This is a genomic window from Glycomyces arizonensis DSM 44726, from assembly GCF_000482705.1.
GTDB classification, from domain to species: Bacteria; Actinomycetota; Actinomycetes; order Mycobacteriales; family Micromonosporaceae; genus Glycomyces; species Glycomyces arizonensis.
Genome location: NZ_AXWO01000004.1, coordinates 136,798 through 163,140, shown reverse-complemented (window position 1 = coordinate 163,140; position 26,343 = coordinate 136,798). Strand labels below are relative to the sequence as shown.

Here is a 26,343-nt window from a genome sequence, read left to right as displayed (position 1 = left end):
GTTCAGCCGTCTTTTGGTGCGTGGTCCCCGCTCACGTGCCCATTCGGGCGATACTTGGACTCGAGACGTCACCTTAGGATGGCGTGGGACGTTATGGTTGCGAAACCGTTCCCCAACGAGCCGATCACATGATCTGACGGAGGCGATGTTCCCAGGTGAACGAGCAGGACTGGTCGCCCTTCGCGGAGGAACCCCCTTCCCCGCCGCGGCCCGCGCCGAGCCCGGGCAGGGCCAGTGTGCCCCCGCCCTCCCCTTCACCGCGCCCGTCGCCCTACCCGCAGACGGACCCCCCTCACGACCAGACCGCTCCACTGCGACCGCCCTCTGCGGGGAAGAAGAAGGATCCTCCCGATCTCATCCCTGCGCCCGACGCCACCGCAATCCTCCCCCAGATCCCGACCGACCCCGTCCCGGCGCCCGTCGGCGCCGACTCCGCCGCCCGCAAGAAGCAGTCCGTCAAGCGCCACCGCGACGACGAGAGCACCGGCAAGGTCCGCAAGACCGTCCGCGGCGTCGGCGAAGTCCTCATCACCTTCGGCGTCATCGTCCTGCTCTACGCCGCCTACGAGGTCTTCGGCGTCAGCGCCGAGATCAACAACCACCAAGAGGACCTCTCCACCGACCTCGACGTCCTCTGGAATGTCGAGAAAGAGGCGGAGGAGGGCGTCGACGGCGCCCCCATCCCCGATCTCGGCGACGCCTTCGCCCGCATGTGGGCGCCCGACATCCGCCCCGAGTCGTGGATCCTCGTCGAGGGCACCGACCTGGACGACATCCGGTACGCGCCCGGCCGGTACCTCGACGGCGCCTATCCCGGCGAGCAGGGCAACTTCACCCTCGCCGGCCACAACGTCCCCGCGATCTTCTCCGAGATCCGCGACCTCGAACCCGATGACAAGGTCGTCATCGAGACCAAGGAATACTTCTACATCTACGAGGTCCAAGAGCACGTCGTCGTCGACGAGACCCAGGTCGACATCACGGCCCCCGTGCCGGGCGAGCCCGGCGTCGAGCCCGGCGACGACGACTACTGGCTGACCTTGTTCACCTGCCACCCACGGTGGGACAACTACCAGCGGTACGTCGTCTACTCCCAGCTCATCGAAACCATCGAGCGCGACCCGGACGGCGACCTGCCGGACGCGGCGATCGACCCGGAGGCCTGACGTGTACGGATGGATCTGGAAGCGCCTCCCCGGCGGCCTGCCCGGCAAGCTCATCGGCTCCCTGGCCCTGACGGCGGGAGTCTTCGCGCTGCTGTGGTTCGTGGCGTTCCCCGCGATCCGGCCCATGATGCCGTGGAGCAACGTCGACGTCGGCGGTACGACCGTCGAGAACGAGGAGGGCGGCGACAATGAGCCCGCCGGAGATGAACCCAGCTGCACACCCGGCGTCGACTGCCCGCATACCGGCTTCGACCCCGAGGACTACCAGACCGCGACGGCTCCCGCGGACGCCGAGGACCAGGAGGGCGATGGGTAGCGTCCTCGTCGTCGACTTCCGCGATTCCTTCGTCCACACCATCGTCAGCTACCTGCGCGCCCTGGGCGCCCGCGTCGAGGTCCGCCGCTGCGACGCGGTCACCCTCGCCGAGGCCGAGGCGCTGCGCCCGGCCGGGATCCTCCTCTCGCCCGGCCCCGGGCGCCCCGCCGAGGCCAGGCTCGGCCACGCCCTGCTCGACCGGTTCGCCGCGTCGGTGCCGATCCTCGGCGTGTGCCTGGGCCACCAGGTCATCGCCGAGCACTGGGGCGCGACGGTCTCGCGGGCCCCGCAGCTGCGCCACGGCGAGACCTCACCGATCCACCACGACGGCCTCGGCCTGTTCGCGGGCTGCGCGAACCCGTTGACGGCCACCCGCTACCACTCCCTGGCCGTCGAGCCTGATACCGTCGCCCCTCCGCTGGCGGTCGCCGCCACCACCGCCGACGGGGTCGTCATGGCGCTGCGCCACCGGGACCTCGACGTCGAAGGGGTGCAGTTCCATCCCGAGTCGATCCTCACCGACGACGGCAGCGCCCTGCTCGACAACTGGCTGCACCGCCTGCCGGACTCGGCGCGCCAGACCACATAGGAACCCGCCGTCGCCTAAGCTGGGACGGCACCGACCACTCGCCGCGGCGCTCCACGGCACGCAAGGGACGCACTTGACTCGCCAGGACTGGAACCCTCCGACCCGGCACCGGCCGCGCGGCGGACTGGTCCTCGCCGGGGTCCTGCTGCTGCCCGTCAGCGTCTCGCAGGTCGTCATCGGCTGCGCCAGCGCCGCGGGCGAGGCGTTCGCCTTCCCCGGCGGCTACTGGTACCGCGGCGACGGCACCGTCTGGGGCTGGGTGAACCTCGTCATCGGCCTCGCCGGAGTCGTCCTGGGGCTCGCGCTGATCGGGGTGACCAGGCGCCTCGGCCGCCTGCGCGGCAAGGCGGCACTGGCGATGCTGGTCGCGGCCGTCTCCGCGGTGAACCAGTGCCTCCTCGCGCCACGCCATCCACTGTGGGCATCGCTGGTGATCGTCCTCGACGTCTTCGTGGTCTGGGCCGTCGCCACGCAGGCCGACGAGGTCGGCCCGAACGCGGGCGACGCCGATGACGGAATCGTCCGTTTAGTCGCGCGCCGTGCCCCGAGCTGGCACGGTGGGGTCCATGGGCCGTCGTTCCTTCAAGACCGCGGCGAAGCGGTTCCTCAAGGCGAATCGCTTGGACGACGCCGCGGCGCTGACGTACTACTCGGTGCTGTCGCTCTTCCCGGCCATCCTGGTGGGCACCTCGCTCATCGGCATGCTCGACGAGGACGCCACCGAGGAGCTCCTGAAGGGCATCGGGGACGTGGCCCCGGCCGACGCCATGTCCATCATCGAGAACGCGGTCACCGGCCTGCAGACCAATCCGGCGACCGCCGGTGTCATGGCACTGGTGGGCCTCGCCACCGCCCTGTGGGCCGCGTCGAACTACATCGCCGCGTTCTCGCGGGCGCTCAACGAGGTGAACGGCACCGGCGAGACCCGCAAGTGGTGGACCGTCCTGATCGTCCGCGTCGTGCTGACCGTGGTCGTCGGCGTGCTGACGGCGGTGTGCGGCCTCGTCGCCGCCACCGGCGGCGCCGTGGCCACCGCGATCGGGGAGGCGGTCGGCGCGGGCGGCACGGCCGTCACCGCCTGGAAGTGGGTGAAGTGGCCGATCATCCTCGTGCTGGTGATGGTGATCGTCGCGCTCCTGTACTGGCTGGCCCCGGCGAGGCGATCGCCGTTCGGATTCCGCGCCCCCGGCGCGGTCGTGGCGGTGGTGCTGTGGGTCGTCGCGTCGGTGGCGTTCGGGCTGTACGTGGCGAGCTTCGCCAATTACGACAAGACCTACGGCACGCTCGGCGGCGTCATCGTCTTCCTGGTGTGGCTGTGGATCACCAACGCGGTCCTGCTGTTCGGCGCGGAGTACAACGTCTCGGCGCTCGCCGAGGAGGACCGCGCCGCGGGGCACGGCGGAGCGCGCCACGACGAGTCGGCGATCGGCTAGCGACGCTCAGCCGTCGCCCTTGGGCTGCACCAGGCCGGACTCGTAGGCGAACACGACCAGTCCGGCGCGGTCTCTGACGCCGAGTTTCATCATCGCCCGGTGGACGTGCGTCTTGGCCGTGGCGGGGCTGATGAACAGCCGCTCGGCGATCTCGGCGTTGGTCAGGCCCCGCGCCACCAGGGCGACGATCTCGGTCTCGCGGCCGGTCAGGCCCTCGATCTTCCCGGCCAGCCGCGCGGGCGGGTGGGCCACGTACTCGGCGACGAGCTTCGCGGCGATCGCGGGTGACAGCAGGGTCTCGCCGCACGCGGCGGCGCGGACGCAGCGCAGCAGCTCCTCGGGCTCGGTGTCCTTGACGAGGTATCCGGCGGCTCCGGCGCGCAGCGCGTCGAAGACGTAGGCGTCGAAGGAGTAGTTGGTGAGCATGACGACGCGCAGCGCTGACAGCACGTCTCGCGAGGCGATCTCGCGAACGGCGCTGATGCCGTCGCCGCCGGGCATCTCGACGTCGAGGAGCGCGACGTCGGGCCGGTGGGCGAGGGCGAGTTCGACCGCGGCGGGCCCGTCGGCGGCCTCGGCGACGACGGTCATGTCGTCCTCGGCGTCGATGAGCGCGCGGAAGCCGCCGCGCATGAGCGGCTGGTCGTCGGCGAGGAGCACCCGGATCAACGCAGTGCCTTCCGTTCGGTATCGGCCCCGGTCTGCACCGGGAGTTGGGCGCGGACGGCGAACCCGTGCGGGTCCGGGCCGACCGTGAGCGAGCCGCCGAGCGAGTCGACGCGTTCGCGCATCCCGGTGATACCCCGGCCGGGCTCGAAGGACGCGACGCGGCCGTTGTCGACGACGGCGAGGTCGAGCGCACCGCCGAGTGCGCCATCGAGGCGTCCGACGCGGACCTCGACGCGGTTGCCGCCGGAGTGGCGGACGGCGTTGGTGAGCGCCTCCTGCACGATCCGGTAGGCGGCGTGGTCCACCTCGGGTTCCACTTCGAGGTTGTCGCAGTCGCATTGGAGGTCGATTTCGAGGCCGAGCCCCTGGTAGCGCTCGGTGAGGTCCTTGATGCGGCCGAGTCTGAGGCCGTCGTCGTCGCGCAGCATCGTGAGCGTCTCGCGCAATTCCCTCGTGGCGTCCTTCGCGGCCTCCTCGACGGCGAGGAGCGCCTCGGCGGGTTGCTCGTTCCGCTTGCGCGCCAAGTGGACGGCGACGCCGGCCTGGACGCGGATGACGGAGATGGAGTGCGTCAGGGAGTCGTGCAGCTCGCGGGCGATGCGGACGCGCTCGTCGGCGGCCTTGCGCTTGACCGCCTCCTCCTTGGTGCGCTCGGCCTCCTCGATGTAGGCGTCCCGCTGGCGCCGGCTTTCACCGGAGATCATCGCGACGTGCAGCCAGCCGACGATGAGCAGGGTGTCCCTGACGACGTCGCCGGTGAGGCTCCGATCGGCGGACCACCAGAAGCCGAAGGCGATGGTCGCCGAGAGCACGAGCACCACGGTGACGGTCCAGGAGCGGTACCCGATGTACATGGCCGTGGCGATGGCCACCAGCGCGGGCACGGCGGGGAGCAGGCCGAGGTCGAGGTGGGTGAGGACGACCATGCAGACGATCGCGACGGTGACCACGGTGCGCGGGTAGGCGCGCCGGAACACCAGTGCGACCGGCCCGATGCCGAGCGCCGCCCACGCGTAGGGCGGCAGGTCGACCTCGAACGGGCCGAAGAGGGCCATCAGCTCGGAGACCGCCATGAGCGCGGCTCCGAGCATGATGTCCTTCCGCCCGACGGGCAAGCGCTTCGACACCGCTTTGTTCGACATCGCTCCATCCTAGGTCGGGCCGTCGGCGGCAGCGTCGACCAGCGGTTCCAGGCCCCGTGTACGACCAGGGTCGTACACGGGGACCAGCGTTGCGACGTACGGCCCGGAGCGGATCTCCGACAAGGGGACGACGACATCCGCCCCCGCACAGGGGATTCTCGATTGAGGCGCGAAAACCTGTGCCGCAACCCACCCGAGGGACCCGATGCGATGGCACCTTCAATCCGACACGTCACCCCCGTCGACCCCGACGCCGCCGAAGGACTCGTGGCCGATGTCTACCGGCAGGCGAAGGCCGAACTCGGCCTCACCGTCGGTCCGCCGTTCACGATGCTCTCCCCCGCTCCCGAGCTGCTCGCGCCGATGTGGGCGCTGCTGCGGGAGTCGCTGCTCGTCGGCGGGCCCGCCGAGCGCACCGCGAAGGAGGTCGTGGCGACCACGATCGCGGTCAAGAACGCCTGCCGGTTCTGCGTCGACGCGCACACGGTCATGCTGCACGCCGCCGGGGAGCACGACCTCGCCGAGGCCGTGCGCGAGGGCAGGACGCCGTACGCGCACGCGGACCTGGCCGAGTGGGCAGCCGTGCCGAGCCTGGACGGGCCGTTCCGCGCATCGGCCGCGCCGCGGTTCATCGGGACCGCGCTGGTCTTCGAGTTCATCACCCGACTGTTGAAGGTGTTGGCGCACAACGTTTCACCGCATCCGGTCACCGCCACGAAGCTGGGCCGCGCGGTGGCGTCCCGGCAGGTCCGCACAGCCGTGGCGGCGGATCTGGAGCCGGGGTTGAGCCTGCCGCTGCTCGAACCGCGGGAGCCGTGGCTCCAGGAGCGGTGGTCGACGCTCGACCTCGCCGTTCCCGCCTGGGCGGGCGAGTCGCCGGTGGGGCGCGCGTACGCGCAGCTGCGGGCGGTCGCGGGCTGCGGGCGCGAGCTACTGGACGAGCGCGCGGCGCAGAGCGTCGAGCGAGCCGTCACCGAGTCGGTGGACCAGTGGGGTTTGGAGCCGGTGCCCCGGCCGGTCGCGATCGACGGGATCGAGGACCTGCCGGACGGGGCGGCGCTGGGCGCCCGCCTGGCGGCGTCGGCGGCGCTCGACCCGGGCTCGATCGACGACGACGCCGTGGCGACGTGGCGCGCGGGTGTGCTGTCCGACCACCGCACCGTGTCCGTCCTGGGCTTCGCGGTGATGCACGCCGTCGACCGAATGCAATGCAACCTCACTGAAATAGGAGCCATCGATGCTTAAGTTCTTTCGAATCTGGATGATGCTGGTACAGATCCTGATCGGGATCCAGTTCTTCCTGGCCGGTTACGGCGCCATGGGAACGGGCGACACGCGCGACGCGTTCGCCCTGCACATCATGAACGGCTACCTCATCGGCACGGTCTCGCTCCTGGCGATCCTGTTCGCCGCGCTGTCGCGTGCCGGGGGCAAGCTGGTCGGCATGACGGCGGGTGTGGTGGGGCTGGTGGCCCTGCAGTCGGTGATCGCGGCGGTCAGCGTCGGCGGGACGACGGCGGGGCAGCTCGTCTTCGGCCTCCACGCGATCAACGCCCTGATGATCCTGGGTCTCGCCGAGGCGACCAGCCGGACGGCGAAGCGGATCCTCCAGTCCCGCAAGGAGGCTCAGGGGGAGACCGCCTCGGCCGCCGCCGCGGCCTAGTCCCGCCAGGAAGCCCGGTCTCAAAAGAAAACTCAGTCCCAAAAGGAACTTCAGCCCTGTAAGGAAACCAGGAAGCACGGCCCGCGGCGCAGGACGGCACCCCAGCGCCGCGGGCCGCCCGTATGCCCGGCGGGCGGTGCTACTGCGCCCAGGGCACGGGCTGCCCGGTGTCGTCTCCTGGGAGGAAGGCGCGGCCGCCGACGGCCATGGCGACGAGCGCCTCCGCAGCCTGGTCCGTGGTCCGGAAGACGCGGAGGACGCCCGCGGGGACCACGAGGGTCTGGCCCTCGCGCACCTGCTCGGTGCGACCCTCGGCGACGACCTCGAGGGCTCCGGCGGTCACCGTCCAGACCTGCTCGCGGTCGATGACGTGCTTGGGGCCGGCGGTGTCGGGCTCGATGCCGACCTTCCAGGTGCTCAGTTCGGTGCTGCCGCGGCTGGGGGAGGCGAGACCGGTCATCTCGGCTGCGGCGGTGGCGATGACGTTGTCGTCGGTGGGCGTGATGACGTGCATGGGTTCACTGCCTTTCATGAGTCAAGCTGCTTTACTCATTAAGTAAAGCAGCTTGACTCTCATATGGCAAACTCGACGGCATGAACGGCGACGACGGCCTCGACGACCTCGAGCTCGCATTCAAGCTCGGCCTGGCGTTCCAGCTCCTGATCTCCGAGTTCACCGCGCGGGGCGCGGAGGCCGGGTACGGCGATCTGCGGCCGGTCCACGGCCTGGCCTTCCAGGCGCTGGGGGCCGAGGGGGCGACCAGTAGCGAGCTGGCGCAGCGCCTGGGCGTGACGAAGCAGGCCGCCGGGCAGATCGTGGACTACCTGGAGCGGCACGGGTACGTCGAGCGGCGCCCGCACCCCGAAGGCGGCAGGAGGAAGCTGGTCGTGCTCACTTCAACTGCGCTGGTGCACCTGCGGGTGGCGGGCCGCATCCTCCAGAGCTTGGAGGCGGAGCTCGGCGACCGGATCGGCGCGGCCGAGCTCGGCGACCTGCACGCGATATTGGGCGATCTCATCAGGGCGCTGACCGACGGCGGCCCGCTGCCGCCCCTGCGCCCCGTGTGGTGATAGGACGGCCGCACTCCAGACCGCTGCCGCGATCCGCCGCCACGGCGAGCCGAACAAGGTGGCGACGGTCCGCTCACACCTCTCAACACCGTTCGAAAATATTCCGAAAGTTTCGGCTCACATGACTCGATTTCCAGACCGAAGATCGCGCAAAGCATCGACCCATCTTGATCTTTACCGCTTAAGTACTAGCCATATACAGGCCTTACATCATCTCTCGAACATGTACATGCGAGATTTAATTATCGAAAACCTTCCGGAACTTATTGACAACCCGGCGGGGCGACACCATACTGTTCACACCAGAAGACATCGATGGCCGTCGATCGCAACCGCCGAGCGGGACCGGTCCTCAGGTCGTCGCTCCCTCACGCCTACCGACCAGAACAAGCTGCGTCGTACGACGACGGCGCGCGGCGGATGTTACCGTCCGCCGCCGGAACCGCCGGTTCGCACCGCGCAGGCTGGCCCCGCCAGCGTCACAAGAAGGAAGACGCCCATGAAACACGACTCAAGCGGCCCGTTCAGCCGCAGGAGCATCCTTCTCGGAGGCTCCGCCGTCCTGGCGCTCGGCGCGACCGGGATAATGCTGCCCGGCACCGCTCAGGCCCAGCAGACCATCACCAGCAACCAGACGGGCACCCACAACGGCTACTACTACTCGTTCTGGACCGACACCCAGGGCGCGGCCTCGATGACCCTCGGCTCTGGGGGGAACTACAGCTCCCAGTGGAACGGAGTCAACAACTGGGTCGGCGGCAAGGGCTGGAGCAACGGCGGCCGCCGGAGCGTGAGCTACAACGGCTGGGTCAACCACGGCAGCAACGGCTACCTGGCGCTCTACGGCTGGACCACCAACCCGCTGGTGGAGTACTACATCGTCGAGTCCCACGGCCCCTACAACCCCAGCAGCGGCGCCCAGACCCTCGGCACGGTCAACGACGACGGCGGCACGTACACCATCCTCAAGTCCATGCGGTACAACAAGCCGTCCGTCGAAGGCGACAACAAGACCTTCGCGCAGTACTGGAGCGTCCGGCAGAGCGCCCGGAGCAGCGGCACCATCAACACCGGCACCCACTTCGACGCGTGGGCCCGCGCCGGGCTGAACCTCGGCAGCTTCACCCACTACATGATCATGGCCACCGAGGGCTACCAGAGCAGCGGCAGCTCCAACATCACGGTCGGCAGCTCCGGCGGCGGTGACGACGGCGGGAACGACGGCGGTGGCGGTGACGACGGCGGGAACGACGGCGGTGGCGGCGGCGCCTGCACCGCGTCGCTGACCGCCGGTCAGCAGTGGAGCGACCGGTACAACCTCGGCGTCAACGTGTCCGGCTCCAGCGACTGGAGGGTCGTCCTGAACCTCCCCGACCCCGCCAGGGTCATCGCCTACTGGAACTGCAACGCCGAGTGGCCGACCGCGACGCGGATGGTCTGCACGCCGAACGGCAGCGGCAACAACTTCGGCGTCACCATCAAGCACAACGGCAACTGGAACTGGCCCTCGGTCTCCTGCAGCTGACCGAACCCGAACCTTTATCCAACGCACCTGCGGCGCGGCGGCCTCGGCCGCCGCGCCGCGCCGGCGTGGCCCGAGCCGTGCGGACAACGCGATGCGATGACGCGTTCGGGGTGGGCCGCCTCGGCTAGGCTCGGCCCATGGGCGATTTCCAGGCTGCCGACGCGACGGTGCGACTCCGCGAGCCCGAAGCGCCGCAAACGGAAGTGAGCCGTGTGCGCTGGTACCGGGGTCGCGTCTTCCGGGCGTGCTCGTGGGCGGCGACGGCCGCGGTCTGGGGTTATGCCGCGATCCGCCTGTTCGGCCTGGAGTCGGGGTGGATCCTGGTCACGACCATCGCGTTCGTCCCGTACGTCGCCGGGGCGGCGCTGGTGGGCGCGGGGGTGCAGGCGGCGTTCCGGCACTGGAGGGCCGCGATCGCCACCGGCGTGGCGGCGCTGGCCATGGTGGCGGTGATCGCCCCGCGGGCGATCCCGAACGAGCAGCCGGTGGCCGACGGCGTCGAGCTGCGGGTGCTGTCGGTGAACGTGTACGTGGGCACGGCGAACCTGGAGCGCATCGTCGAGCTGGTCGACCGCTACGAACCGGACCTTCTCAGCGTCCAGGAGCTGACGCCGTCCGCCTATGAGCGGTTGGCCGAGCTGGGGCTTGAGGACAGGATGCCGTACGTCATCGCCGAGCCCGCCGAGCTGGCGGTGGGGACCGGGGTTTACTCGCTCCACCCGCTCGAGCGGCTCGAGGAGCTGGAGCCGGGAGGGATCTTCCACCAGATCGCGGCCGAGGTGACCCTGCCGGACGGAGCGAAGGCACGCTTCATGGCGGTGCACACGGCCGCGCCCGCGAGTCCTGAGCGGATCCCGTTGTGGGAGGCCGACTTCGGGGAGCTCCCGAGGCCTGAGGACGCGGTGCCGTGGGTCTTGGCGGGCGACTTCAACGCGACGCTCGACCACGGGATGCTGCGCGATCTCATCGATTCGGGCTACACCGACGCCGCCGAGACGACCGGCGAGGGCCTGGCCGCGACGTGGCGCCCGATCGAGGGCGGTTACCTCAACGGACTCGTGCGCCCGCCCGCGGTGACGCTCGACCATGTCCTGGTCGACGAGGAGATCGCGGTGCGCGACTTCGAGGTCCTCGAAAAAGACGGCAGCGACCATGCCCCGGTCGTGGCCACGATCCAACTCCCGACCTGACGAAGCACCGCAAGCGCCCTTCCGCGTTATAGGACATAAATTATAGGGTATAACTCAACATGGCCGTTAGACGAGCTCGTCCACCAGGCGGTCCTTCGGGAGCGTGTAGCGCACGATCGGATAGGCCCGGCGTCCGATCTCGTAGTCGGCCCGTTCTCCGTCCAGGACGAACCCGTAGCGCTCATAGAACCGCTTGCCGACCTCGTTGCCCTCGAGCACCCACACGCGGATCGGCGCCAGCCCGAACTCGTTGAGCGCCTTGTGCGCCTCGCGCATCAGCGCGTACCCCGCGCCGCCGCCCCAGTGATCGGGATGCACGTACAGCATCCACACCTCGCCGGGCTGCCCGGACTCCGCCTCGCCTCGGCCCGATTCCCTGGTGTCCCAGCCGACCGTGATGGACCCGATGACGTCGGGGCCGCGCTCGGCCACCAGCGTCAGCCAGAACGGCGGCGGCGAACTCAGGTTCATCACGAACGACTCGGAGGGCTCATCTCGCAGGCCGGAGAGCACCTTGTCGTCGACGAGGCCGCTGTAAGCCGCGCGCCACGATGCCACGCGAACTTGCACGATCTCGTCTGCATCTGCGGGTCCGGCCGTTCGAATCTTCATGTCTACCAACCGTGCCTGAAGGTCAATAGGAATGCAACCACTAAATCGGATAGAAATCCGCCTGCGCGGCGCATGTGCACGAAGCGTCTAGACGACCGGTGATTCAAGCAGTTTGAGCTGGTGGGAGTCGGCGTCCACGGCGGCCTTCAGACCGATCGGCATAGGCAGATTCGGTCCAGTGTGGCCGAAGTCAACTCCTGCGAGGATCGGGAGGTCGTAGTCGGCGAGGACGTCGAGGACGGCGTCCTTGACCGTCGCGGGCCCGTAATCCTCCCCCGGCCCCTCGATGTCGGCGGGGATGCCGACGACCATCGCGGCGGCGCGGTCGAACACGCCCTGCATGCGGAGCGAGTGGAGGTCGTTCCAGACATGGCCGAGCTTGCGGCCCACGTCCTCCCAGAAGAAGATCGCGCCGTCGAACCGTTCGGGTGCGAGGGCGTACGGGGTGGACTGGAGCCGGACGAGCCGGTCGAGCAGTCCGCCGACGAGGCGGCCGGTGACGGCGCCGGGACGCCAGGTCTCCCAGTCGGTCTCGGCGGGGAGCTCGGTCTCGGTGATCTGGCCGGTCAGCAGGCCGCGGTAGAGGTCGAGCAGCTCGGCACGGCGCTCGGGTGCGGCCTGCGCCCAGCTGCCGCCCAGGCCGGACGCGAAGTCGGCGTGGAAGCCGATCAGGCCGGTCCGGGAGTGGATGGCGAGGTGGAGCGCGGTGATGTCGGAGAAGCCGAGCATCGGCTTGGGGTCGGCCCGAACCGCGTCGTAGTCGATCCGGTCGATGTAGCCGGTGGTCGCGTTGCCGCCGGAGAACGGCACGATGGCGCGGACCTCGGGGTCGGACAGCAGCGCGTTGAGCTCGGCGGCCTGCTCGGCGGGAGGCGCGGAGCGCCAGAAGTGCCTGGCGGCGGACTCGACGAGGCCGGACAGGCGGGGCGTGAAGCCCATTTCCTTGATGGTCTCGGCGGCGGCGTCGATTTCTTCGCGGCGGCTGGACAGCGCGGGCCCGGAGGGCGCGGCGATGACGACGGTGTCGCCGGGGTGAAGGCGCCTCGGCCAGAGCGGTTGTGTCACGACGAGCTCCCATCGCGGTCGAAGGACGGCCCGAGCACGGGCCGCGGTGACGGTGTTTTCGGAAGTGAGCCGATGCGCCCGCGGCGCGAGCCGATTCGGCTGCGGCTCGGGCCGATGCGGTCGACGCGGCGGCATCGTGTCTCCCTCCATGGAGTCGAGCGAAACCAGTGGGCCAGAGTCAGCGTACGGCCGAGGAGGCGTCGGCACAATACTTTCGGCAAGCGTTATACCTTATAACCTAGATAGGATATAGGCTATAACCTCTCAGTGAGGGGTTATAGCCTATATCCTGTTTCCTGCAATGTTGCTAACGAAGCGGGACGGCGGGCTCCCAGTCTTGGGCGGTGATCTTCTCGGCTTCGCGCACGAAGTCCGCCGGGATCGGGTCCTCCATCGGGGTCGCCTTGCGGGCCCTGCAGATCGCGACGGCGACGCCGATGACGGCGACCGCGGCCGAGGCGGCCAGCGCGGCGAGGGTGGCGGCGTCGGGGGCGATGAGGGACTGGCCGCGGACGGCCTGCCACGTGGTCGTGGCGAACAGCCCCAGGTAGCCCAGGCCGAGCGAGTGAATGATACCCGCGCGGACCCGCTCGTCGCGCAGCCTGGTGAAGCGGACGGCCAGCACACTGAGCACCAGCGCCGCCGCGATGAGCACCTGGATGCCGTGCAGGCCGATGAAGTGCGGCACCCGCAGGTCGCCGCCGGTGACGCTCCAGTTGGTGAGGAACATGCCGTTGCCGTCGGGGTCGCCGATGCCGTGCCCGGAGCTGAGCTCCACAGGGTCGCCGTAGGCGTCCTCGACGGTCCGAGGCCGCTGCTTGGAGAGCCCGACGATGAAGAACGCGGCGATCATGCCGAGAGTCGACAGCAGCAGGCCCCACCGGATGACGGCGGTGACGGCGCGGTCGCCGATGCGCTGCCACAGCACGACGATCGCCATGACGAAGTTGATCATGAACAGGACCGGGACGCCGTACTGGAAGGCGTTCTGGACGATCTGGTTGGAGAGCTCGTCAGAGGAGTTGAAGTGGCTGTAGGTGCCGAGGGAGGCGGCCATGGCGATGACGCCGACCTCGAAGACGCTCAGGGCGGCGAACACGGTGCCGGACCACCAGCCGAAGCGCCGGGCCCGCGTCATGTGGCCGATGAGCCAGGCGAGCGTGAGGTTGTAGGCGAAGAAGGCGAAGGAGAATTTGAAGACCTTGAGCCACACCGACTCGCCCATGAGGGTGCGGTCGTCGACGAACATCGCGACGAAGGCGAAGGCGGTGAGTGCGGCGAAGACGATGCCGGAGGCGGTCAGCGGGCGGTGCCAGCGCGGCGTGGCCGTGGGGGTGGGGGCTGGAGTGGTGTTCATGTGCGGTGGCCTTTGCGGTCTCGGCGGTGATCTCGATCGGGCGCGGCGCTTGCGGTGTTGTCGTTCAGTGGGGCGCCGACGGCGGCGGCGCTTTCTCACGTGCTCAACGCTATGGGCGTTTTCGCTGCCGCGCAGTGCCGTACGCGGGCCGAATAAAGGTGGGGACAGCCTTACCCCTCGGGCGATACGATCCGGTCCCATGGCACTGATCTACGTTGTGCAGCATGGAGAGAAGGAGCGATCGGCCGGCGATCCGGGGCTGACCGAGCGGGGCCGGGCTCAGGCGGCGCTCGCGGCCGAGCGGCTGCGCGGCGCGGGCTTGACGGGCGTGTTCGCCAGTCCGCTGCGGCGGGCGCGCGAGACGGCCGAGCCGGTGGCGGCCGCCTGCGGCCTGAAGGTGCGGACCGACGCGCGCCTGACCGAGCGCATGAACTGGGACGAGAGCCTGCCGATCGGAGCATTCGTGGAGGAGTGGGCCCGCGCGAGCGCTGACCGTGACTTCGTTCCGTCTGTTGGGGACTCGTCTCGGGGGGCGGGGGATCGATTCCGCGACTTCCTGGTTGAGCACGAGGGGAGCGACGAGGCGCTGGCGGTGGCGGCCCACGGCGGGGTGACGGTCGACCTGCTGCGGACGCTACTGGGGGATGAGAGTGTTCCTGAGGCGCTGGTGCGGGAGGGCGTTCCGTCGGGAGCGGTGACGACGTTGCGAGGCCTGGAGGTCGTCGAGATCGCCTCGGTGAGCCACCTCGGAGGAATCGAATCGGGCCACCGGCCCTGAAGAACGGCGCACGGTCCTGCGTGTTCCTCAGGTCTCCCGGCGATCGGGCAAGACGCGACCGGCACCGCGCCGACGGGCGCGCGCTGTCCGGCACCGCCCGGCAACGACTCGCACGCGCGCCGAAGAGGCGGCGCGGGCGGACTTCCGCCCGTGCGCGCGCTCGGCTCGCACTCGCCACCGCGTTCGAAGCAGCCCAGCAGAGCCTTCCAGCCGTGTCCGCTCCGCCCACGCGTCTCGGGACGGGACCGAGATCGCGCGAATTCGAGTGCTCCCCGGGCTCCGCCCGCGCGTCTCGGGGCGGCGCTTGCTTGCGCCCGTCCCCGCGCTCGCCACCGCGCTCGAAGCGGCCCAGCAGAGCCTTCCGGCCGTGTCCGCTCCGCCCATGCGTCTCAGGACGGGTAGGCCGGGTCGGAGTGGCGGTTGCTTCCGCCCGTGCCCGCTCCATCCACGCATGGATCGACACAGGTGCATACACGTGTATATGGATGGACCGGGGTTTACTCGCTCCACCCATGCCCGGCTCGGTGTCTTCGACCGCCTCTTTCGACCTGCCGATCGACTCGTCGGCACTCGCAGCGCGCCTCCCGAACGGCCGCCGCCGCGCATTCGCGCCGAATCCGGAGAAATCTCGGGATTCGCGGCAACCTTTCGCGCCTCGGCGGCAACTTCCTGTCGGTGCGGCAACCCGGCTCCGCCGCACCCACAACAACTACAACTACTTCGGATCGGATGAAGATGAGGCGTCCCGACAACGCCGCCATCCCGGCGAACGCGTCCGCCGAAGGCTCGATCGCCGTAGCTGATCGGGGGACCGACGGGCAGAAGCACGCGGTAGGTCTCCCGGCGATCGAGCAAGACGCGACCGGCGCCGCGCCGACGGGCATGCACCGCCCGGCAACGACTCGCACGCGCGCCGAAGAGCGGGCGCGCGCGGGCGGACTTCCGCCCGTGCGTGCTCCGCTGCTAAAATCCGGCTCCCCGATACCTTCCCGCATCCGGAGGGCCGAGTTGGATGTCCCCGCCCCTCAAGGAGAAGCCGCCTTCCGCGTCTTCTTCGAACAGCACCACGCCGAACTGGCCCGGTTCGCATGGCTCCTCCTCGGCGAGAAGGCGGCCGCCGAGGACCTCGCGGCCGACGCGATGCTCGCCGTGTGGAAGCAGTGGAACCGGGTGGAGCGCTCCGCGTCGGGCATCGCCTACGCCCGCGGCATCGTCGCCAACCTGGCCAAGACCCGCATCCGCTCGGCGGTCCGCGAGCGCCGCCGCAACGCCATGTTCTGGCTGCGTCCGGGCGAGTCGGTGAGCGAGCCGAACGTCGCGGCCGTCGTGGACGTCCGCCGCGCGCTGGCCCGGCTGCCGTTCCGCAAGCGCGCCTGCGTCGTCCTGCGCCACTCGCTGGGGCTCTCCGAGCTTGAGACGGCCGAGGCGCTCGGGGTCTCAGTCGGGACGGTGAAGAGCCAGACCTCGAAGGGCCTGGCCGAACTGCGGAAGATCCTGGGGCCGCCGTCCGGCGGACAGAACGGGTCCTCATGGGATTCCATACCGAACGGGGTGGGGCGATGAGCAACGACCTGCCTGACCGTTTGCGCGCCAGCGCCGAGGAGTTCGAGCCGGACACCGAGCGCATGTGGAACCGCGTCGCGTCCGGGATGGCCGAGCCCGACGCGGTCGCGGCCGAGCCGGTGCGCCGCCGCACCCGCATCCCGCACCTGGCGGCCGCCACCGGCGCCATCATGGTGCTCATCGGTGCGATCGTGTTCGTCAACTACGGCCTGAACCCGGACGTCGAGCAGGTCCCGGCGGGCCCGGGTCCGACCTCGCAGTCGGCGTCCCCCGAGCAGACGGAGGACGCCGTCGCGCCGTCGGAGCGGCCCGAGCCGGTCGACGAGGTCGACTACCTCACGGCCGGGGCGCGGATCAACGGCAACGACAACGACTACTGGTCGCAGAGCGAGGTGACGATTCAGGCCGACGAGCCGGTCACCGAGCTGACCGTGGAGCTCCACGTCGTCATCGGCGCGGACGTCGAGTACACCGGCTCGTGGACGACCTCCGATCAATACTTCGACCCGGCTGACGTCTTCGAGCAGGACGGCTACCTGGTCTTCCGGTGGACGCTCATCGAGGGCCAGACCATGCAACCGGGCGAGTACATCCTCTCGGGCCAGTACAACCACGGCAATGGGGCCAGGGAGGTCGACGGCGACTTCTTCATCGTCGAGTCCGTGGCCGACTCCGGCGAAGGCACGATCGTCGGCGACGTCGAACCGGCGACTTAGACATCCCGCCGAGGCGGATCGGTCGCCCGGCGGTGCTGTCGGTGGCGAGCCTGCGGCGAGAAGGTCGAGATATCGGCGGACGCCGTCATCGCCGCGGCCGAGAGCCTGATCGAGCGGTCGCGGGGCCTGAGGGCTCTCAGCCCGCGAGCGTGATGAGTTCGAATGTCGTGGCGTAGCGCGTGCCGAACCGCTCGCCGCTCGCCGTGGCGAAGTTCGCGAGGAACTCTCGGGCGTAGGTCTCGGGGTCGACGTCGGTGAGCGCCGTGATGTAGGTGCGGTGCTCCAGGAGCGAGGCGATCCCGGTCTCCATGGTCTCGGTGGTGTCGACCGCGTGCGTCGCCTGCGGGGAGGCGGCGAGGGCGACCCACCGCACGCCCGGCCACGGCTCCAAGTCGCCGTCGAGCTGCTCGGGGAAGATCCACCGGTTGCCCGCGTCGACGGCAGCGTCGAGCACGGCTTCGCCGACGGCGCGGTGGTCGGCGCTGTTCCAGCCGCCGGGCCGGAAGTGTTCGCGGGGATTGAGCGTGACGATCAGCTCGGGGCGGTGGCGCCGGATGGCGGCGGCCAGGTCGCGGCGGAGCGGAACGCCTCCCTCGATGACGCCGTCGGGGTGGTCGAGGAACTCGACCTGGTCGACGCCGACGACGGCGGCGCTGGCGATCTGCTCGGCCTCGCGCAGCGGGGCGCACTCGGCGGGCGTGAGGGTGTCGATGCCGGCCTCGCCGCGGCTGACCATGAGGTAGGCGACCTCGCGGCCTTCGGCGGTCCAGGCGGCGACGGCCGAGGCGGCGCCGTACTCCATGTCATCGGGGTGGGCCACAATGGCCAGCGCGCGGGTCCAGTCGGTCGGCATTTCAAGCAGTTCGGCCATGCGCCCAGTATGCCTTCCTTCAGCAGGCGCAGGAGACTCCTGCGGTAGGAACGGTCAGCGGGTCGGGTTCCCGAGCGGCGAGACCGTCGTCGGTCGCGATGGGCAGGCCCTCGCGGATCCAGTACTCCATGCCGCCGAGCATCTCCTTGACCTGGTAGCCGGCGCGGGCGAACGCGGCGGCGGCGCGGATGGCGCCGTTGCAGCCCGGCCCCCAGCAGTAGACGACGACCGGCCCGCCGCGGTCGACGAGGTCGGGCGCCTTCGCGGCGATGTCGTCGGTGGGCAGGTGGACCGCTTGCGGCACTCGGCCCTGGTCCCAGGCGGCCCTGCCGCGAGTGTCGACAAGGGTGAAACCGGGGTCGCCGCTCTCCAAGGCCGCGTGGACGTCGGAGACGTCGGTGCGGAAGGCGAGCTGGGAGGTGAAGTAGGCGAGGGCGTCGCCGGCCGAGGCGGGCGGGACGCGAAGCACGGGGTTCTCCATGCCGTCAAAGTACATACTGGTACAAAACTTGAAAGGCATTGGCACAAACCAATGGGACTACGACCGCTGAGGCGCGTAAGTGATCTGCGGCACGCCTCCCTTGCGCTCGGAGGGGCCGGTAGGAGGATGGTGGGCGGTACAGCGATTCCGAGCAGACGGGTTGAACGATGTCACCGACGACCGCACCTACCGTCACCCTCCCGCACGGCGCGGCGATGCCGCGCCTGGGCATGGGCACCTGGCCGATGGACGACGCGGAGTGCGAGCGCGTGATCGCGGACGCGATCGCGCTCGGCTACCGCCTGGTCGACACCGCGGAGAACTACGGCAACGAGCGCGGTGTGGGCCGCGGACTCAAGGCTTCCGGCGCGGCTCGCGAGGAGCTGTTCGTCACCACGAAGTTCAACAAGAAGTGGCACGGCGTGGAGCTGGCCGCCGAGGCGTTCGAGCGCAGTGCCGACAGGCTGGGCCTGGACTACATCGACCTGCTCCTCATCCACTGGCCCAACCCGGACCAGGACCAGTACGTGGAGGCGTGGCAGGGCCTGGCGCGGCTGCTCGAACAGGGGCGCGTGAAGGCGATCGGCACCTCGAACTTCAAGCCGTCGCACCTGGAGCGGATCATCGCCGAGACCGGCGTGGTCCCGGACGTGAACCAGATCCAGCTCAACCCCGGTGTCACAAGGGAGGGGCCGCGAAGCTTCCACGCCGAGCACGGGATCGTCACGCAGTCGTGGTCGCCGATCGGCGGCGAGGGGGTCGACGTGCTGCAGGAGCAGGTGGTCGTCGACCTGGCCGAGCGCTACGGGAAGACCCCGGCGCAGATCGTGCTCCGCTGGCACATGGAGCTGGGCCTGACGGCGGTTCCGAAGTCCAGCAACACCGAGCGCCTGGCGCAGAACCTGGACATCTTCGACTTCTCGCTGAGCAGCGAGGACGTGGCCGCGATTTCGGCCCTGGACAAGGGCGAATCGGCAGCGGCGGACTCGGACGCCTTCGGCCACTGAGGCACTGAGGCCAGAGCATTCCTTATAGCCTATAATTTACAAGGGTATAGCTTATACCCTTGTAAGCTATAGGCTATAACATTATTATAGGTTATAGCCTATGTGGTATAAGATTTGGCACCGGCGCGTCAGCGCTTGAGGGCCAGCCAGCCGCCGTCCACGGGCAGCTCGGCTCCGGTCACGTAGCTCGCTTCCTCTGAGGCGAGGAAGGCGACGGCGGCGGCGATCTCATCGGCGCGGCCGACACGGCCGATGAGGGTCTCCTGCCCGGCAATGACCATGTCCTCTTCGGATGTCCCCGCCCAGTGCGTGGTGTAGATGGGGCCCGGAGCGATCGCGTTGAACCGCACGTCCGGGGCGTACTCGACGGCGAGCTGCCGGATGAGCATGCTGAGTCCGCCCTTGGCGGCGGCATAAGCGGTATAGCCCAGCTGCGAGCGGTGAGCGTGGACCGAGGTGATCGCCACGACCGCGCCGCGCGCGGCCCGCAGTGGCTCGATGAGCGCCTTGACGCCGAGGTAGGTGGCCTTCAGAGTGACCTCGTGCGTCCGATCCCAGTCCGCTTCGGACAGTTCGTGCGGCGCGCCATTGGTGCTGGCGAACGCGTTGGAGACCACCACGTCGATGCGCCCGTGCACGTCGAGCGCGGCCGAGCCCAGCGCCTCCCAGTCGGCGAGACTGGACGCGTCACACCGGTGAAAGTAGACGGTTCCCTCGGTCTCCTCGGCGATGCGATGCCCCGCCTCCTCGTCGATGTCGGCGACGTACACGGCCGCCCCTTCACTGGCGAGGCGGGCCGTGCAGGCCGCCCCGATGCCCTTGGCGCCTCCGGTGACGACGGCGACTTTGCCTTCGAATCGGTTCATCGGCTAACCGTATCGCTCAAGGCAACCGGTGCCAGTGCCGAATCTCCCCGCAGAGCGCCACAAGAATTAGAGGTGTGCGGAGACAGCGAACAAGGCCATCCAATTGCTTACGCCTCGAACGGCTTTGCATTACGACACTCCTGTGTGATCAGGCTAACCGATCCAGAAGAGTGAAAAGCGGAAAAACACGCGTGTTGATGGTTGCGCGCCCAGAGCCGGTGCGCGATGATGCTCAAATCGCGCAGTGCGCGAACCATAGACCAAACGAATAAGGAGCGGCGGGCCGCCGCACAGACTACCAATCAGTTGGCGGCCCGCCTCCTTCAACCAGAGAGGCGAACCTCCCATGGTTCATGTCAGCCTACGCCAAAATCGGCTCGGCGCAACCGATCAAAACACCACCGAGCGACACTCCCGCGGCCCCGGCAGTCCCCTGACCGAGGTCCCCGGCGACGGCCTTTACGACTGGGCCGGACGCCGCCTGTTCCTGCCCGACGGGCAGCCCGACCCGCACACTCCCGGCGCCTACCGCTACCAGCACGACCCCGACTGCACCGACCTGTCCGCACCCGACTCCGACCCGGCCAGCCCGCGTTACGAACCGCCCCACCTGCGCCACCAGCCCGGCGACACGTGGGAGATCGGCGGCAAGCCCCACGATCCCGAAGACCCCGGCCCCTACGGCACGCCCGGCTGGTACCAGGACGGCCGCACCGGCCGCCACCGCCGGAACGAGCTTCCCGATCCGCTTCCGCCAGAGCAGGAGCGACCCCGCCCGACTCCGCGCTACCGCCCCCGCTTCTGGACGCGACCGGAGCCCGAAGCCTCCGCCGAGCGCACCGAACGAACTGATCACTCCGAACACACCGAGCACAACGAAAATCCCCACCAGTTCACCCGGCTCCAGGAGGACGCCTGGGACCGCTGGCTCATCGACTCCGCGCCCCTGGCCGCCGCCCACGCCCAGCGCAGCGCACACGGCCACGACCACGGTCGCACCGTCACCGCGTTCCTGCTCGTCCTCCGCTGGGTCATCGCCGTCTTCGGCTCTCGCACTGCAAAGACAGCGCCCGAACCGGTCGACCCGCACGATGAAGCCACCGATGAGGCCACCGCGCCCACTCCCGATCCCGGCCGCACCTCGACCAAACCACCACGGCCCCAGCCCTACACCGGCAACGGCTACATCCACACCTGGGAAGTCCGATTCGACGCCCGCCACCCGATCACCGGCGGTGGCCTCTCATGAGCCGCTCCCGCTACGCACCGCACCGCATCCGGGCCCGCTACCTCCGCGCCCTCGCCGCCGCACCCATCGCCGTCCAGCTCACCGACCCGATCGACCCCGCACGGCTCACCGTCCTCGACGCCCACACCATCGCCGACCGAACCGTCCACTTCGGCACCATGGCCAGCGCCCCGCGCCTCTGGCTCTCCTTCCCCGACCACGAACCCGCGCTCCTGGGCTACATGACCGGCCTGACCGTCAACGAACCCGATCTGTGGCTCTGCGAACCCGCCCACCGCGACTGGACCAGTCAGGGCGACAACACCAGCCGACTCAAAGAGGCCGCGGGCCTGGTCTGGTTCACCTGCCAACGCACCTGCGAAGGCTGATGCGCGAGACCGCCGGGCGATGCGCCCATGACAGCGCATCGCCTGGCAAAGGCAGGGCAGACTGACAGCGTGCGATCCTTTCGGCCGCACTCCCAGCCGGAACGGCCGAGCCCGGCACGCGGAAGTGCATGGCGCCAATAGAACGGCGATATATTCGAGCAATGTCCCCCTCCTCATACCTCCTCAGCGTCGACCTCGGCACCTCGCACACCGTCGCCATGCTGCGCTGGCCCGACGGGCGGACGCGCCCGCTCCTGTTCGACGGGCAGCCGATCCTGCCCGTCGGGGTGTTCCGCGACGAAGCGGGCGGCCTCGTCGTCGGCCGCGACGCCGCGCGGCTGTCCACGGCCGCACCCGACCGGTTCGAACCGCACCCCAAGCGGCACATAGGACACGGCTCGGTCCTGCTCGGCAACGAGGAAGTGAGCGTCGAGGCGATGTTCGCCGCGGTCCTCCGCCGGGTCGCCGCAGTCTGCGCCGAGATCACCGGCGCACTGCCCGAGACGGTGGTGACCTGCCCGTCGACGTGGAGCGCGCGGCGGCGCGAGGTGCTCGCCTCGGCCGCCGCGAAGGCCGGGTTCCCGCCGGTGACCGTGGTGACCGAACCGGTGGCCGCCGCGCACTACTACCAGGCGGTCCTGGACCGCCCCGTCGACGCCGACGAGGCGCTGGCCGTGGTCGACGTCGGGGCGGGCACCGTCGACATCGCGGTGCTCGCCCGCGACGGCGAGCGGCTGTCCATCGTGGCCGAGGGCGGCCTGGACGACTTGGGCGGCGTCGACATCGACGCCGCCATCGTCGAGCACCTGCGGCGGACCGCCGGGAGCGACCATCACGACGCCTGGACCGCGCTCGAACATCCCGAGACCACCGAGCACGGGCGCAACCGCCGCTCACTGTGGAGCGAAGCGCGAGAGGCCAAGGAGATGCTCTCGCGCACGGCGGTGTCGCCCGTCGCGATCCCCGGGGTCGAAGCGGGGCTCCACCTCACCCGGCCCGAACTCGACGCGCTGGCGCGGCCGCTGCTCGAACCGATGATCCGGGAGCTCAAGCGGCTCAAGGCCGCGGTCGAATCGGACGGGCACCGTCTCGGCAACGTATTCCTCGTGGGCGGTGCGTCCCGGATGCCGCTGGTGGCGAACATGATCCACAGCGAACTCGGCATCGCGCCGGTCGGCGTCGAGCAGCCCGAGCTGGCGGTCGCCGAGGGCGCGGCGACACCCGGCGTCCCGACCGCCGACACGCACGAGATCGCAAGCGACACGATCACGGTGGCCGCCGAGGAGCCGACGAGCGTCCTCCCTCCCCACACGGGCCCGCCCAGGAGGCGCTTCCTGGCGGTCGTGTCCTCGGCGGTGGCCGTCACCGTCGCGGCAGCGGCCGCACTGATCTGGTTTTTCACCGAGCTGCCAGGCGGCGCCGAGCCGGGGCCGTCCTCCGCCGTGATCACCGCCGACGAGGATCAGGTCTGCCTCGAAGACGCCGAACTGCTGGAGTCGGCTCCGGCGGTGCTGCGCGGCCCGCACTTCGAACTGCACGTCTCCTGCGTCGCCCTCTTCGACGCCGACCAGGCCCACCTCCTCACTGAGCTGCTCGGGGAGGAGCTCGACGTCTCGGGATCGGAGCGCGTCATGGTGGCGCACTTCCCCGCGGAGGGGCGGCGGTTCGAACTACCCGAGGACAGCGCCCACACGGTCCTGACCGAGATCGGATTCGGCAGCGGCGAGTGGGAGACCGACGGCATCCCCGAGGGGGACACGGCGTACGTCGCCGTGGTGGACGGCGATGTGGCGGAAGACGAGGCGGCGGCGACGGTCGGCGTCACCGACGCCGAGCGCACCCAGACCCTCGACCTTCGCACCGGTGAGATCGCCGACCAGATCGCGGCCTACTACCACGGCGTGTTCGGCGAGAGCACCAACAACCTCCACCTCGAGATGGAGTTGGCCTCGCAGGACGACTACTGGACCAGCAGCAGCTGGTTCGACATCGACTTCGTCGCCACCCGCTCGGTCTTCGATGAGGAGCGGGGGTACCTGTGCGCGCCGGAACTCGCGCTCGTCACCGTCGAGTTCGCCTATCTGATGGAGGTCACCGCATACGAGATGACCTGGCCCTACGATCCCGCGAAACAGCTGTGGATCAACACCGACACCGGCACGATCGCCCCGAAGGACGTCGAGCACCGCGACGAGCAGCGGGACTCCGACCAGCCGGGCGAGGCCGGCATAGCGCGGTACTTCACGGTGGACTTCGCGGTCCCCGCCGAACTGACCGCGTTCCAGATCGTCTTCGAGCCCCCGGCCGAGGTGTACGACTCGAAGAACGACGTACAGTTTTACGCCACCACCGGCGACGAGACCCGATACCTCGATTTCGAATTCGAGGAGTGACCTCAAGCTTCCGGGGCCCGGTCGCCCCTCCGGCCCCGCGCCGCTGAGAGCGGATCCGCTCAGGGCGGATTCGGTGGCGGGCGCGGTGCGCGCGGGCGCACCGTGGTGGCATGAGCGAAGATTCGAAACCACCGCTGTTCGACGACCGGGCGCGCCGCGAGCTGTACCAGCAGCGCGTCCTCGTGCTCGACGGCGTCCTGGACGACGACAACGGCACCCTGCTGGCGACGCAGCTGATGAGCCTCGCCATGGAGAACGCCTCGGCCGACATCGCACTGTGGATCCACTCGCCGGGCGGCTCGGTGCCCTCGATGCTGGCGATCCGCGACGTCATGCGGATCATCCCCTGTGATGTGTCTACGTTGGATCTGGGCCTGGCGTGCAGCGCGGGCCAGTTCCTGCTGTCGGCGGGCACCAAGGGCAAGCGCCGGGCCCTGCCGCACGCCCGCGTGCTGATGCACCAGGGCTCGGCCGGCATCGGCGGCGCGGCCGTCGACATCGAGCTGCAGGCCGACGACCTGCGGCACACCAGGGACACGGTGCTCGGCATCATCGCCGAGGACACGGGCCAGAGCGTCGAGCGGATCTTCGAGGACTCGCTGCGCGACCGCTGGTACACGGCCCGCGAGGCGCTCGACTACGGCTTCATCGACGCCGTGGTGAGCTCCTTCGACGAGATCGCCCCGCACACCCGCCGCAACATCGGCCTCGGCCTCACTCCCGAAGGAGCCTCGCGATGAGCACCTACACCATCCCGAACGTCATCACGCAGCACCCGCGCGGCGAGCGGGTCATGGACGTCTACTCGCACCTGCTCAGCGAGCGGATCGTCTACCTCGGCACGCCCATCGACACGGGCGTCGCCAACGCGCTGATCACGCAGCTGCTGCACCTGGAGGCCGACAACCCCGACCGCGACGTCCAGCTCTACATCAACTGCGAAGGCGGGGACCCGAGCGCGATGCTCGGCGTGTACGACACGATGCGCTACATCAAGCCGCCGGTGGCGACCACGTGCGTGGGCCAGGCCATCGCGGCCGGGGCCGTGCTCCTCTCGGCGGGCGCGCCCGGCAAGCGGGCCGCGCTGCCGCACGCGCGCATCGTCCTCGACCAGCCCGCGGCCCAGGGGCGCGGGCCGATCCCGGACCTCATCCTCCAGGCCGACGAGGTCGTGCGCGTGCGCGCGGACATCGAGGGCATCCTCTCGCGCCACACCGGGCAGACCCCGGAGACGCTGCGCGCCGACACCGACCGCGACCGCGTCTTCACCGCGGACGCGGCGAAGGAGTACGGCCTCATCGACCACGTCATGGAGGAGCGGTGAGGCGCGGCGGTCACGCCGCCAGCGCGTAGGCCGCCCTGGCGCCGATCGCGGCGAGGGCGGTGATCTGCGAGGCGCGCGTGCGTTCGGCGACGGCGATCGCCAGGTCCGTGAGCGTCACGTCCAGCGCGCCGCAGGCGGCGGCGATCATCTCGCTCGACGGGTCCTTGACGCCGCGCTCCATCTCGGAGAGGTACTGCGGCGAGATGCCCGCCCGGCTCGCCGTGTCGGCCAGCTTCTCGCCGCGTTCGTGGCGCAGACTGCGCAGGCATTCGCCGAGCGCGTCGCGCCACAGCGGCTCGCGGCAGTCTTCGGCGGGCTCGCGCTTCGCCGTCGCATGGTCCTGAGCTGCGCGGTCCGGCTCCTCGCCGGTCGGCGGCTTCGTCGGGGGAAAGGTCTCGGCCATGCCTCATCATAAGGCGGCCGCCGCGCCGGATTCCGCATGTTACGCCCACGGCGGAATCCGGTGCTCGCTGCGGTGACGCCGGATGTGCAATGGTTGTCCTGTGATGTTGGAGGACCTCGTCCGGCTGCGCCGGGCCCGCGACATGATGGACCGCGACTACGCGAAGCCGCTGGACGTCGCCGCCCTGGCGCGCGTCGCCCTCATGTCGCAGGGCCACTTCTCCCGCAGTTTCCGGGCCGCCTACGGCGAGACGCCGTACAGCTATCTGATGACGCGCCGCATCGAGCGGGCCAAGGCGCTGCTGCGGCGCGGCGACCTGTCGGTGACCGAGGTCTGCTTCGCGGTCGGCTGTACCTCGCTGGGGTCGTTCAGCTCGCGCTTCACCGAGCTGGTCGGCGAGAGCCCGAGCGCCTACCGGGCGCGCCCGCACGACGCGGGAGCGGCCATCCCGGCGTGCGTCGCCAAGGTCTACACGCGGCCGGTCAGGAATGGAGAAGCAAAACCGGAACCGCCGTCGGTAGCGTAA

At 69.7% G+C, this 26,343-nt stretch carries 29 protein-coding genes and 1 pseudogene; 20 read left to right on the top strand and 10 right to left on the bottom strand.

The annotated features are described in order from the left end of the window. Nucleotides 1-155 precede the first annotated feature (155 nt). The 5 genes and pseudogenes from H613_RS24935 to H613_RS24925 all read left to right on the top strand — a co-directional run bounded on the left by H613_RS24935 (nucleotide 156) and on the right by H613_RS24925 (nucleotide 3,504). Nucleotides 156-1,166 carry a class E sortase gene (locus H613_RS24935; protein WP_156925871.1) on the top strand — a complete coding sequence of 337 codons (1,011 nt, stop codon included), beginning with the start codon at nucleotides 156-158 and terminating at the stop codon, nucleotides 1,164-1,166. A 1-nt stretch (nucleotide 1,167) separates the two neighbouring features. Then, nucleotides 1,168-1,482 carry a hypothetical protein gene (locus H613_RS24930; RefSeq protein ID WP_035736711.1) on the top strand — a complete coding sequence of 105 codons (315 nt, stop codon included), beginning with the start codon at nucleotides 1,168-1,170 and terminating at the stop codon, nucleotides 1,480-1,482. Beyond that, a complete protein-coding gene (locus tag H613_RS0106980) occupies nucleotides 1,475-2,071 on the top strand; it encodes an anthranilate synthase component II (RefSeq protein WP_026923246.1) in 597 nt (198 codons plus the stop codon). Before H613_RS24930 ends, H613_RS0106980 begins: the two co-directional genes overlap by 8 nt. A 73-nt stretch (nucleotides 2,072-2,144) precedes the next feature. Then, nucleotides 2,145-2,534, top strand: a pseudogene (locus tag H613_RS32870) (DUF7144 family membrane protein); the annotation flags it as partial. Nucleotides 2,535-2,637: 103 nt separating this feature from the next. Beyond that, on the top strand, nucleotides 2,638-3,504 hold the full coding sequence (locus H613_RS24925; protein ID WP_051393045.1) for a YihY/virulence factor BrkB family protein: 867 nt from the start codon (nucleotides 2,638-2,640) through the stop codon (nucleotides 3,502-3,504). Between the two features lie 6 nt (nucleotides 3,505-3,510). Here H613_RS24925 and H613_RS0106965 read toward each other — a convergent pair whose 3' ends face one another. Together H613_RS0106965 and H613_RS24920 are read right to left on the bottom strand one after the other, a co-directional pair. Then, nucleotides 3,511-4,173: a response regulator gene (locus H613_RS0106965; protein WP_026923244.1), complete on the bottom strand. Its 663-nt coding sequence runs from the start codon at nucleotides 4,171-4,173 to the stop codon at nucleotides 3,511-3,513. Continuing rightward, nucleotides 4,170-5,315 carry a sensor histidine kinase gene (locus H613_RS24920; protein ID WP_051393044.1) on the bottom strand — a complete coding sequence of 382 codons (1,146 nt, stop codon included), beginning with the start codon at nucleotides 5,313-5,315 and terminating at the stop codon, nucleotides 4,170-4,172. The genes H613_RS0106965 and H613_RS24920 overlap by 4 nt, the downstream gene beginning before the upstream one ends. 210 nt (nucleotides 5,316-5,525) lie before the next feature. Between H613_RS24920 and H613_RS28975 the strand changes: the two genes are divergently transcribed. Next, nucleotides 5,526-6,560 (top strand): carboxymuconolactone decarboxylase family protein, encoded by a 1,035-nt coding sequence (locus H613_RS28975; protein WP_051393043.1) that lies wholly within the window; start codon nucleotides 5,526-5,528, stop codon nucleotides 6,558-6,560. Continuing rightward, a complete protein-coding gene (locus H613_RS24910; protein WP_156925870.1) occupies nucleotides 6,553-6,978 on the top strand; it encodes a DUF6220 domain-containing protein in 426 nt (141 codons plus the stop codon). The genes H613_RS28975 and H613_RS24910 overlap by 8 nt, the downstream gene beginning before the upstream one ends. Nucleotides 6,979-7,117: 139 nt before the next feature. On the opposite strand, the gene H613_RS0106945 is transcribed toward H613_RS24910, so the two are convergent. Next, the gene (locus H613_RS0106945; protein WP_211234738.1) at nucleotides 7,118-7,510 is read right to left on the bottom strand and encodes a cupin domain-containing protein; all 393 of its coding nucleotides are present in this window, start codon (nucleotides 7,508-7,510) and stop codon (nucleotides 7,118-7,120) included. Nucleotides 7,511-7,572: 62 nt separating this feature from the next. Here H613_RS0106945 and H613_RS0106940 point away from each other — a divergent pair, with 62 nt between their 5' ends. From H613_RS0106940 to H613_RS0106930, 3 genes are all read left to right on the top strand, one after another. Then, entirely contained in the window at nucleotides 7,573-8,049 is a 477-nt protein-coding gene (locus H613_RS0106940; protein ID WP_026923242.1) for a MarR family winged helix-turn-helix transcriptional regulator, read from the top strand. A gap of 499 nt (nucleotides 8,050-8,548) precedes the next feature. Further along, complete coding sequence (locus H613_RS0106935) at nucleotides 8,549-9,574, top strand: glycoside hydrolase family 11 protein (RefSeq protein ID WP_026923241.1); 1,026 nt, start codon at nucleotides 8,549-8,551, stop codon at nucleotides 9,572-9,574. A gap of 137 nt (nucleotides 9,575-9,711) precedes the next feature. Beyond that, entirely contained in the window at nucleotides 9,712-10,764 is a 1,053-nt protein-coding gene (locus tag H613_RS0106930; protein WP_156925869.1) for an endonuclease/exonuclease/phosphatase family protein, read from the top strand. A gap of 66 nt (nucleotides 10,765-10,830) precedes the next feature. Here H613_RS0106930 and H613_RS24905 read toward each other — a convergent pair whose 3' ends face one another. From H613_RS24905 to H613_RS24900, 3 genes are all read right to left on the bottom strand, one after another. Continuing rightward, entirely contained in the window at nucleotides 10,831-11,322 is a 492-nt protein-coding gene (locus H613_RS24905; RefSeq protein WP_051393040.1) for a GNAT family N-acetyltransferase, read from the bottom strand. A 141-nt stretch (nucleotides 11,323-11,463) separates the two neighbouring features. Then, nucleotides 11,464-12,441: a S66 peptidase family protein gene (locus H613_RS0106920; RefSeq protein WP_026923239.1), complete on the bottom strand. Its 978-nt coding sequence runs from the start codon at nucleotides 12,439-12,441 to the stop codon at nucleotides 11,464-11,466. A 307-nt stretch (nucleotides 12,442-12,748) separates the two neighbouring features. Further along, nucleotides 12,749-13,798 carry a hypothetical protein gene (locus H613_RS24900; protein WP_051393039.1) on the bottom strand — a complete coding sequence of 350 codons (1,050 nt, stop codon included), beginning with the start codon at nucleotides 13,796-13,798 and terminating at the stop codon, nucleotides 12,749-12,751. Between the two features lie 199 nt (nucleotides 13,799-13,997). On the opposite strand from H613_RS24900, the gene H613_RS30695 reads away from it, so the two are divergent. The 3 genes from H613_RS30695 to H613_RS0106900 all read left to right on the top strand — a co-directional run bounded on the left by H613_RS30695 (nucleotide 13,998) and on the right by H613_RS0106900 (nucleotide 16,855). After that, the gene (locus H613_RS30695; protein ID WP_026923238.1) at nucleotides 13,998-14,576 is read left to right on the top strand and encodes a histidine phosphatase family protein; all 579 of its coding nucleotides are present in this window, start codon (nucleotides 13,998-14,000) and stop codon (nucleotides 14,574-14,576) included. 1,008 nt (nucleotides 14,577-15,584) lie between these two features. Further along, nucleotides 15,585-16,139 (top strand): SigE family RNA polymerase sigma factor, encoded by a 555-nt coding sequence (locus tag H613_RS24890; protein WP_051393038.1) that lies wholly within the window; start codon nucleotides 15,585-15,587, stop codon nucleotides 16,137-16,139. Continuing rightward, nucleotides 16,136-16,855 (top strand): DUF1109 domain-containing protein, encoded by a 720-nt coding sequence (locus H613_RS0106900; protein WP_026923237.1) that lies wholly within the window; start codon nucleotides 16,136-16,138, stop codon nucleotides 16,853-16,855. The genes H613_RS24890 and H613_RS0106900 overlap by 4 nt, the downstream gene beginning before the upstream one ends. A 136-nt stretch (nucleotides 16,856-16,991) precedes the next feature. Here H613_RS0106900 and H613_RS0106895 read toward each other — a convergent pair whose 3' ends face one another. Next, nucleotides 16,992-17,726, bottom strand: coding sequence for a PIG-L deacetylase family protein (locus H613_RS0106895; RefSeq protein WP_026923236.1), 735 nt, complete (start codon nucleotides 17,724-17,726; stop codon nucleotides 16,992-16,994). 19 nt (nucleotides 17,727-17,745) lie between these two features. After that, entirely contained in the window at nucleotides 17,746-18,207 is a 462-nt protein-coding gene (locus H613_RS0106890; protein ID WP_211234737.1) for a rhodanese-like domain-containing protein, read from the bottom strand. Between the two features lie 167 nt (nucleotides 18,208-18,374). On the opposite strand from H613_RS0106890, the gene H613_RS0106885 reads away from it, so the two are divergent. Further along, entirely contained in the window at nucleotides 18,375-19,214 is an 840-nt protein-coding gene (locus H613_RS0106885) for an aldo/keto reductase (RefSeq protein ID WP_026923234.1), read from the top strand. A 128-nt stretch (nucleotides 19,215-19,342) separates the two neighbouring features. On the opposite strand, the gene H613_RS0106880 is transcribed toward H613_RS0106885, so the two are convergent. Then, on the bottom strand, nucleotides 19,343-20,080 hold the full coding sequence (locus H613_RS0106880) for an SDR family NAD(P)-dependent oxidoreductase (RefSeq protein ID WP_026923233.1): 738 nt from the start codon (nucleotides 20,078-20,080) through the stop codon (nucleotides 19,343-19,345). A gap of 346 nt (nucleotides 20,081-20,426) precedes the next feature. Here H613_RS0106880 and H613_RS0106875 point away from each other — a divergent pair, with 346 nt between their 5' ends. The 5 genes from H613_RS0106875 (at nucleotide 20,427) to H613_RS0106855 (ending at nucleotide 25,414) form a co-directional block, all read left to right on the top strand. Beyond that, nucleotides 20,427-21,329: a hypothetical protein gene (locus tag H613_RS0106875; protein ID WP_026923232.1), complete on the top strand. Its 903-nt coding sequence runs from the start codon at nucleotides 20,427-20,429 to the stop codon at nucleotides 21,327-21,329. After that, nucleotides 21,326-21,697, top strand: a complete 372-nt coding sequence (locus H613_RS0106870) for a hypothetical protein (RefSeq protein ID WP_026923231.1) — start codon at nucleotides 21,326-21,328, stop codon at nucleotides 21,695-21,697. The genes H613_RS0106875 and H613_RS0106870 overlap by 4 nt, the downstream gene beginning before the upstream one ends. Before the next feature lie 161 nt (nucleotides 21,698-21,858). Then, nucleotides 21,859-24,090: an Hsp70 family protein gene (locus H613_RS28965; RefSeq protein WP_051393037.1), complete on the top strand. Its 2,232-nt coding sequence runs from the start codon at nucleotides 21,859-21,861 to the stop codon at nucleotides 24,088-24,090. 110 nt (nucleotides 24,091-24,200) lie between these two features. After that, a complete protein-coding gene (locus H613_RS0106860; RefSeq protein ID WP_026923230.1) occupies nucleotides 24,201-24,830 on the top strand; it encodes a ClpP family protease in 630 nt (209 codons plus the stop codon). After that, nucleotides 24,827-25,414: a ClpP family protease gene (locus H613_RS0106855; protein WP_026923229.1), complete on the top strand. Its 588-nt coding sequence runs from the start codon at nucleotides 24,827-24,829 to the stop codon at nucleotides 25,412-25,414. The genes H613_RS0106860 and H613_RS0106855 overlap by 4 nt, the downstream gene beginning before the upstream one ends. 10 nt (nucleotides 25,415-25,424) lie before the next feature. Here the strand turns inward: H613_RS0106855 and H613_RS0106850 are convergent, their stop codons facing one another. Continuing rightward, nucleotides 25,425-25,817: a helix-turn-helix domain-containing protein gene (locus H613_RS0106850; protein ID WP_026923228.1), complete on the bottom strand. Its 393-nt coding sequence runs from the start codon at nucleotides 25,815-25,817 to the stop codon at nucleotides 25,425-25,427. A gap of 100 nt (nucleotides 25,818-25,917) precedes the next feature. Here H613_RS0106850 and H613_RS0106845 point away from each other — a divergent pair, with 100 nt between their 5' ends. Then, the gene (locus tag H613_RS0106845) at nucleotides 25,918-26,343 is read left to right on the top strand and encodes a helix-turn-helix domain-containing protein (RefSeq protein ID WP_026923227.1); all 426 of its coding nucleotides are present in this window, start codon (nucleotides 25,918-25,920) and stop codon (nucleotides 26,341-26,343) included.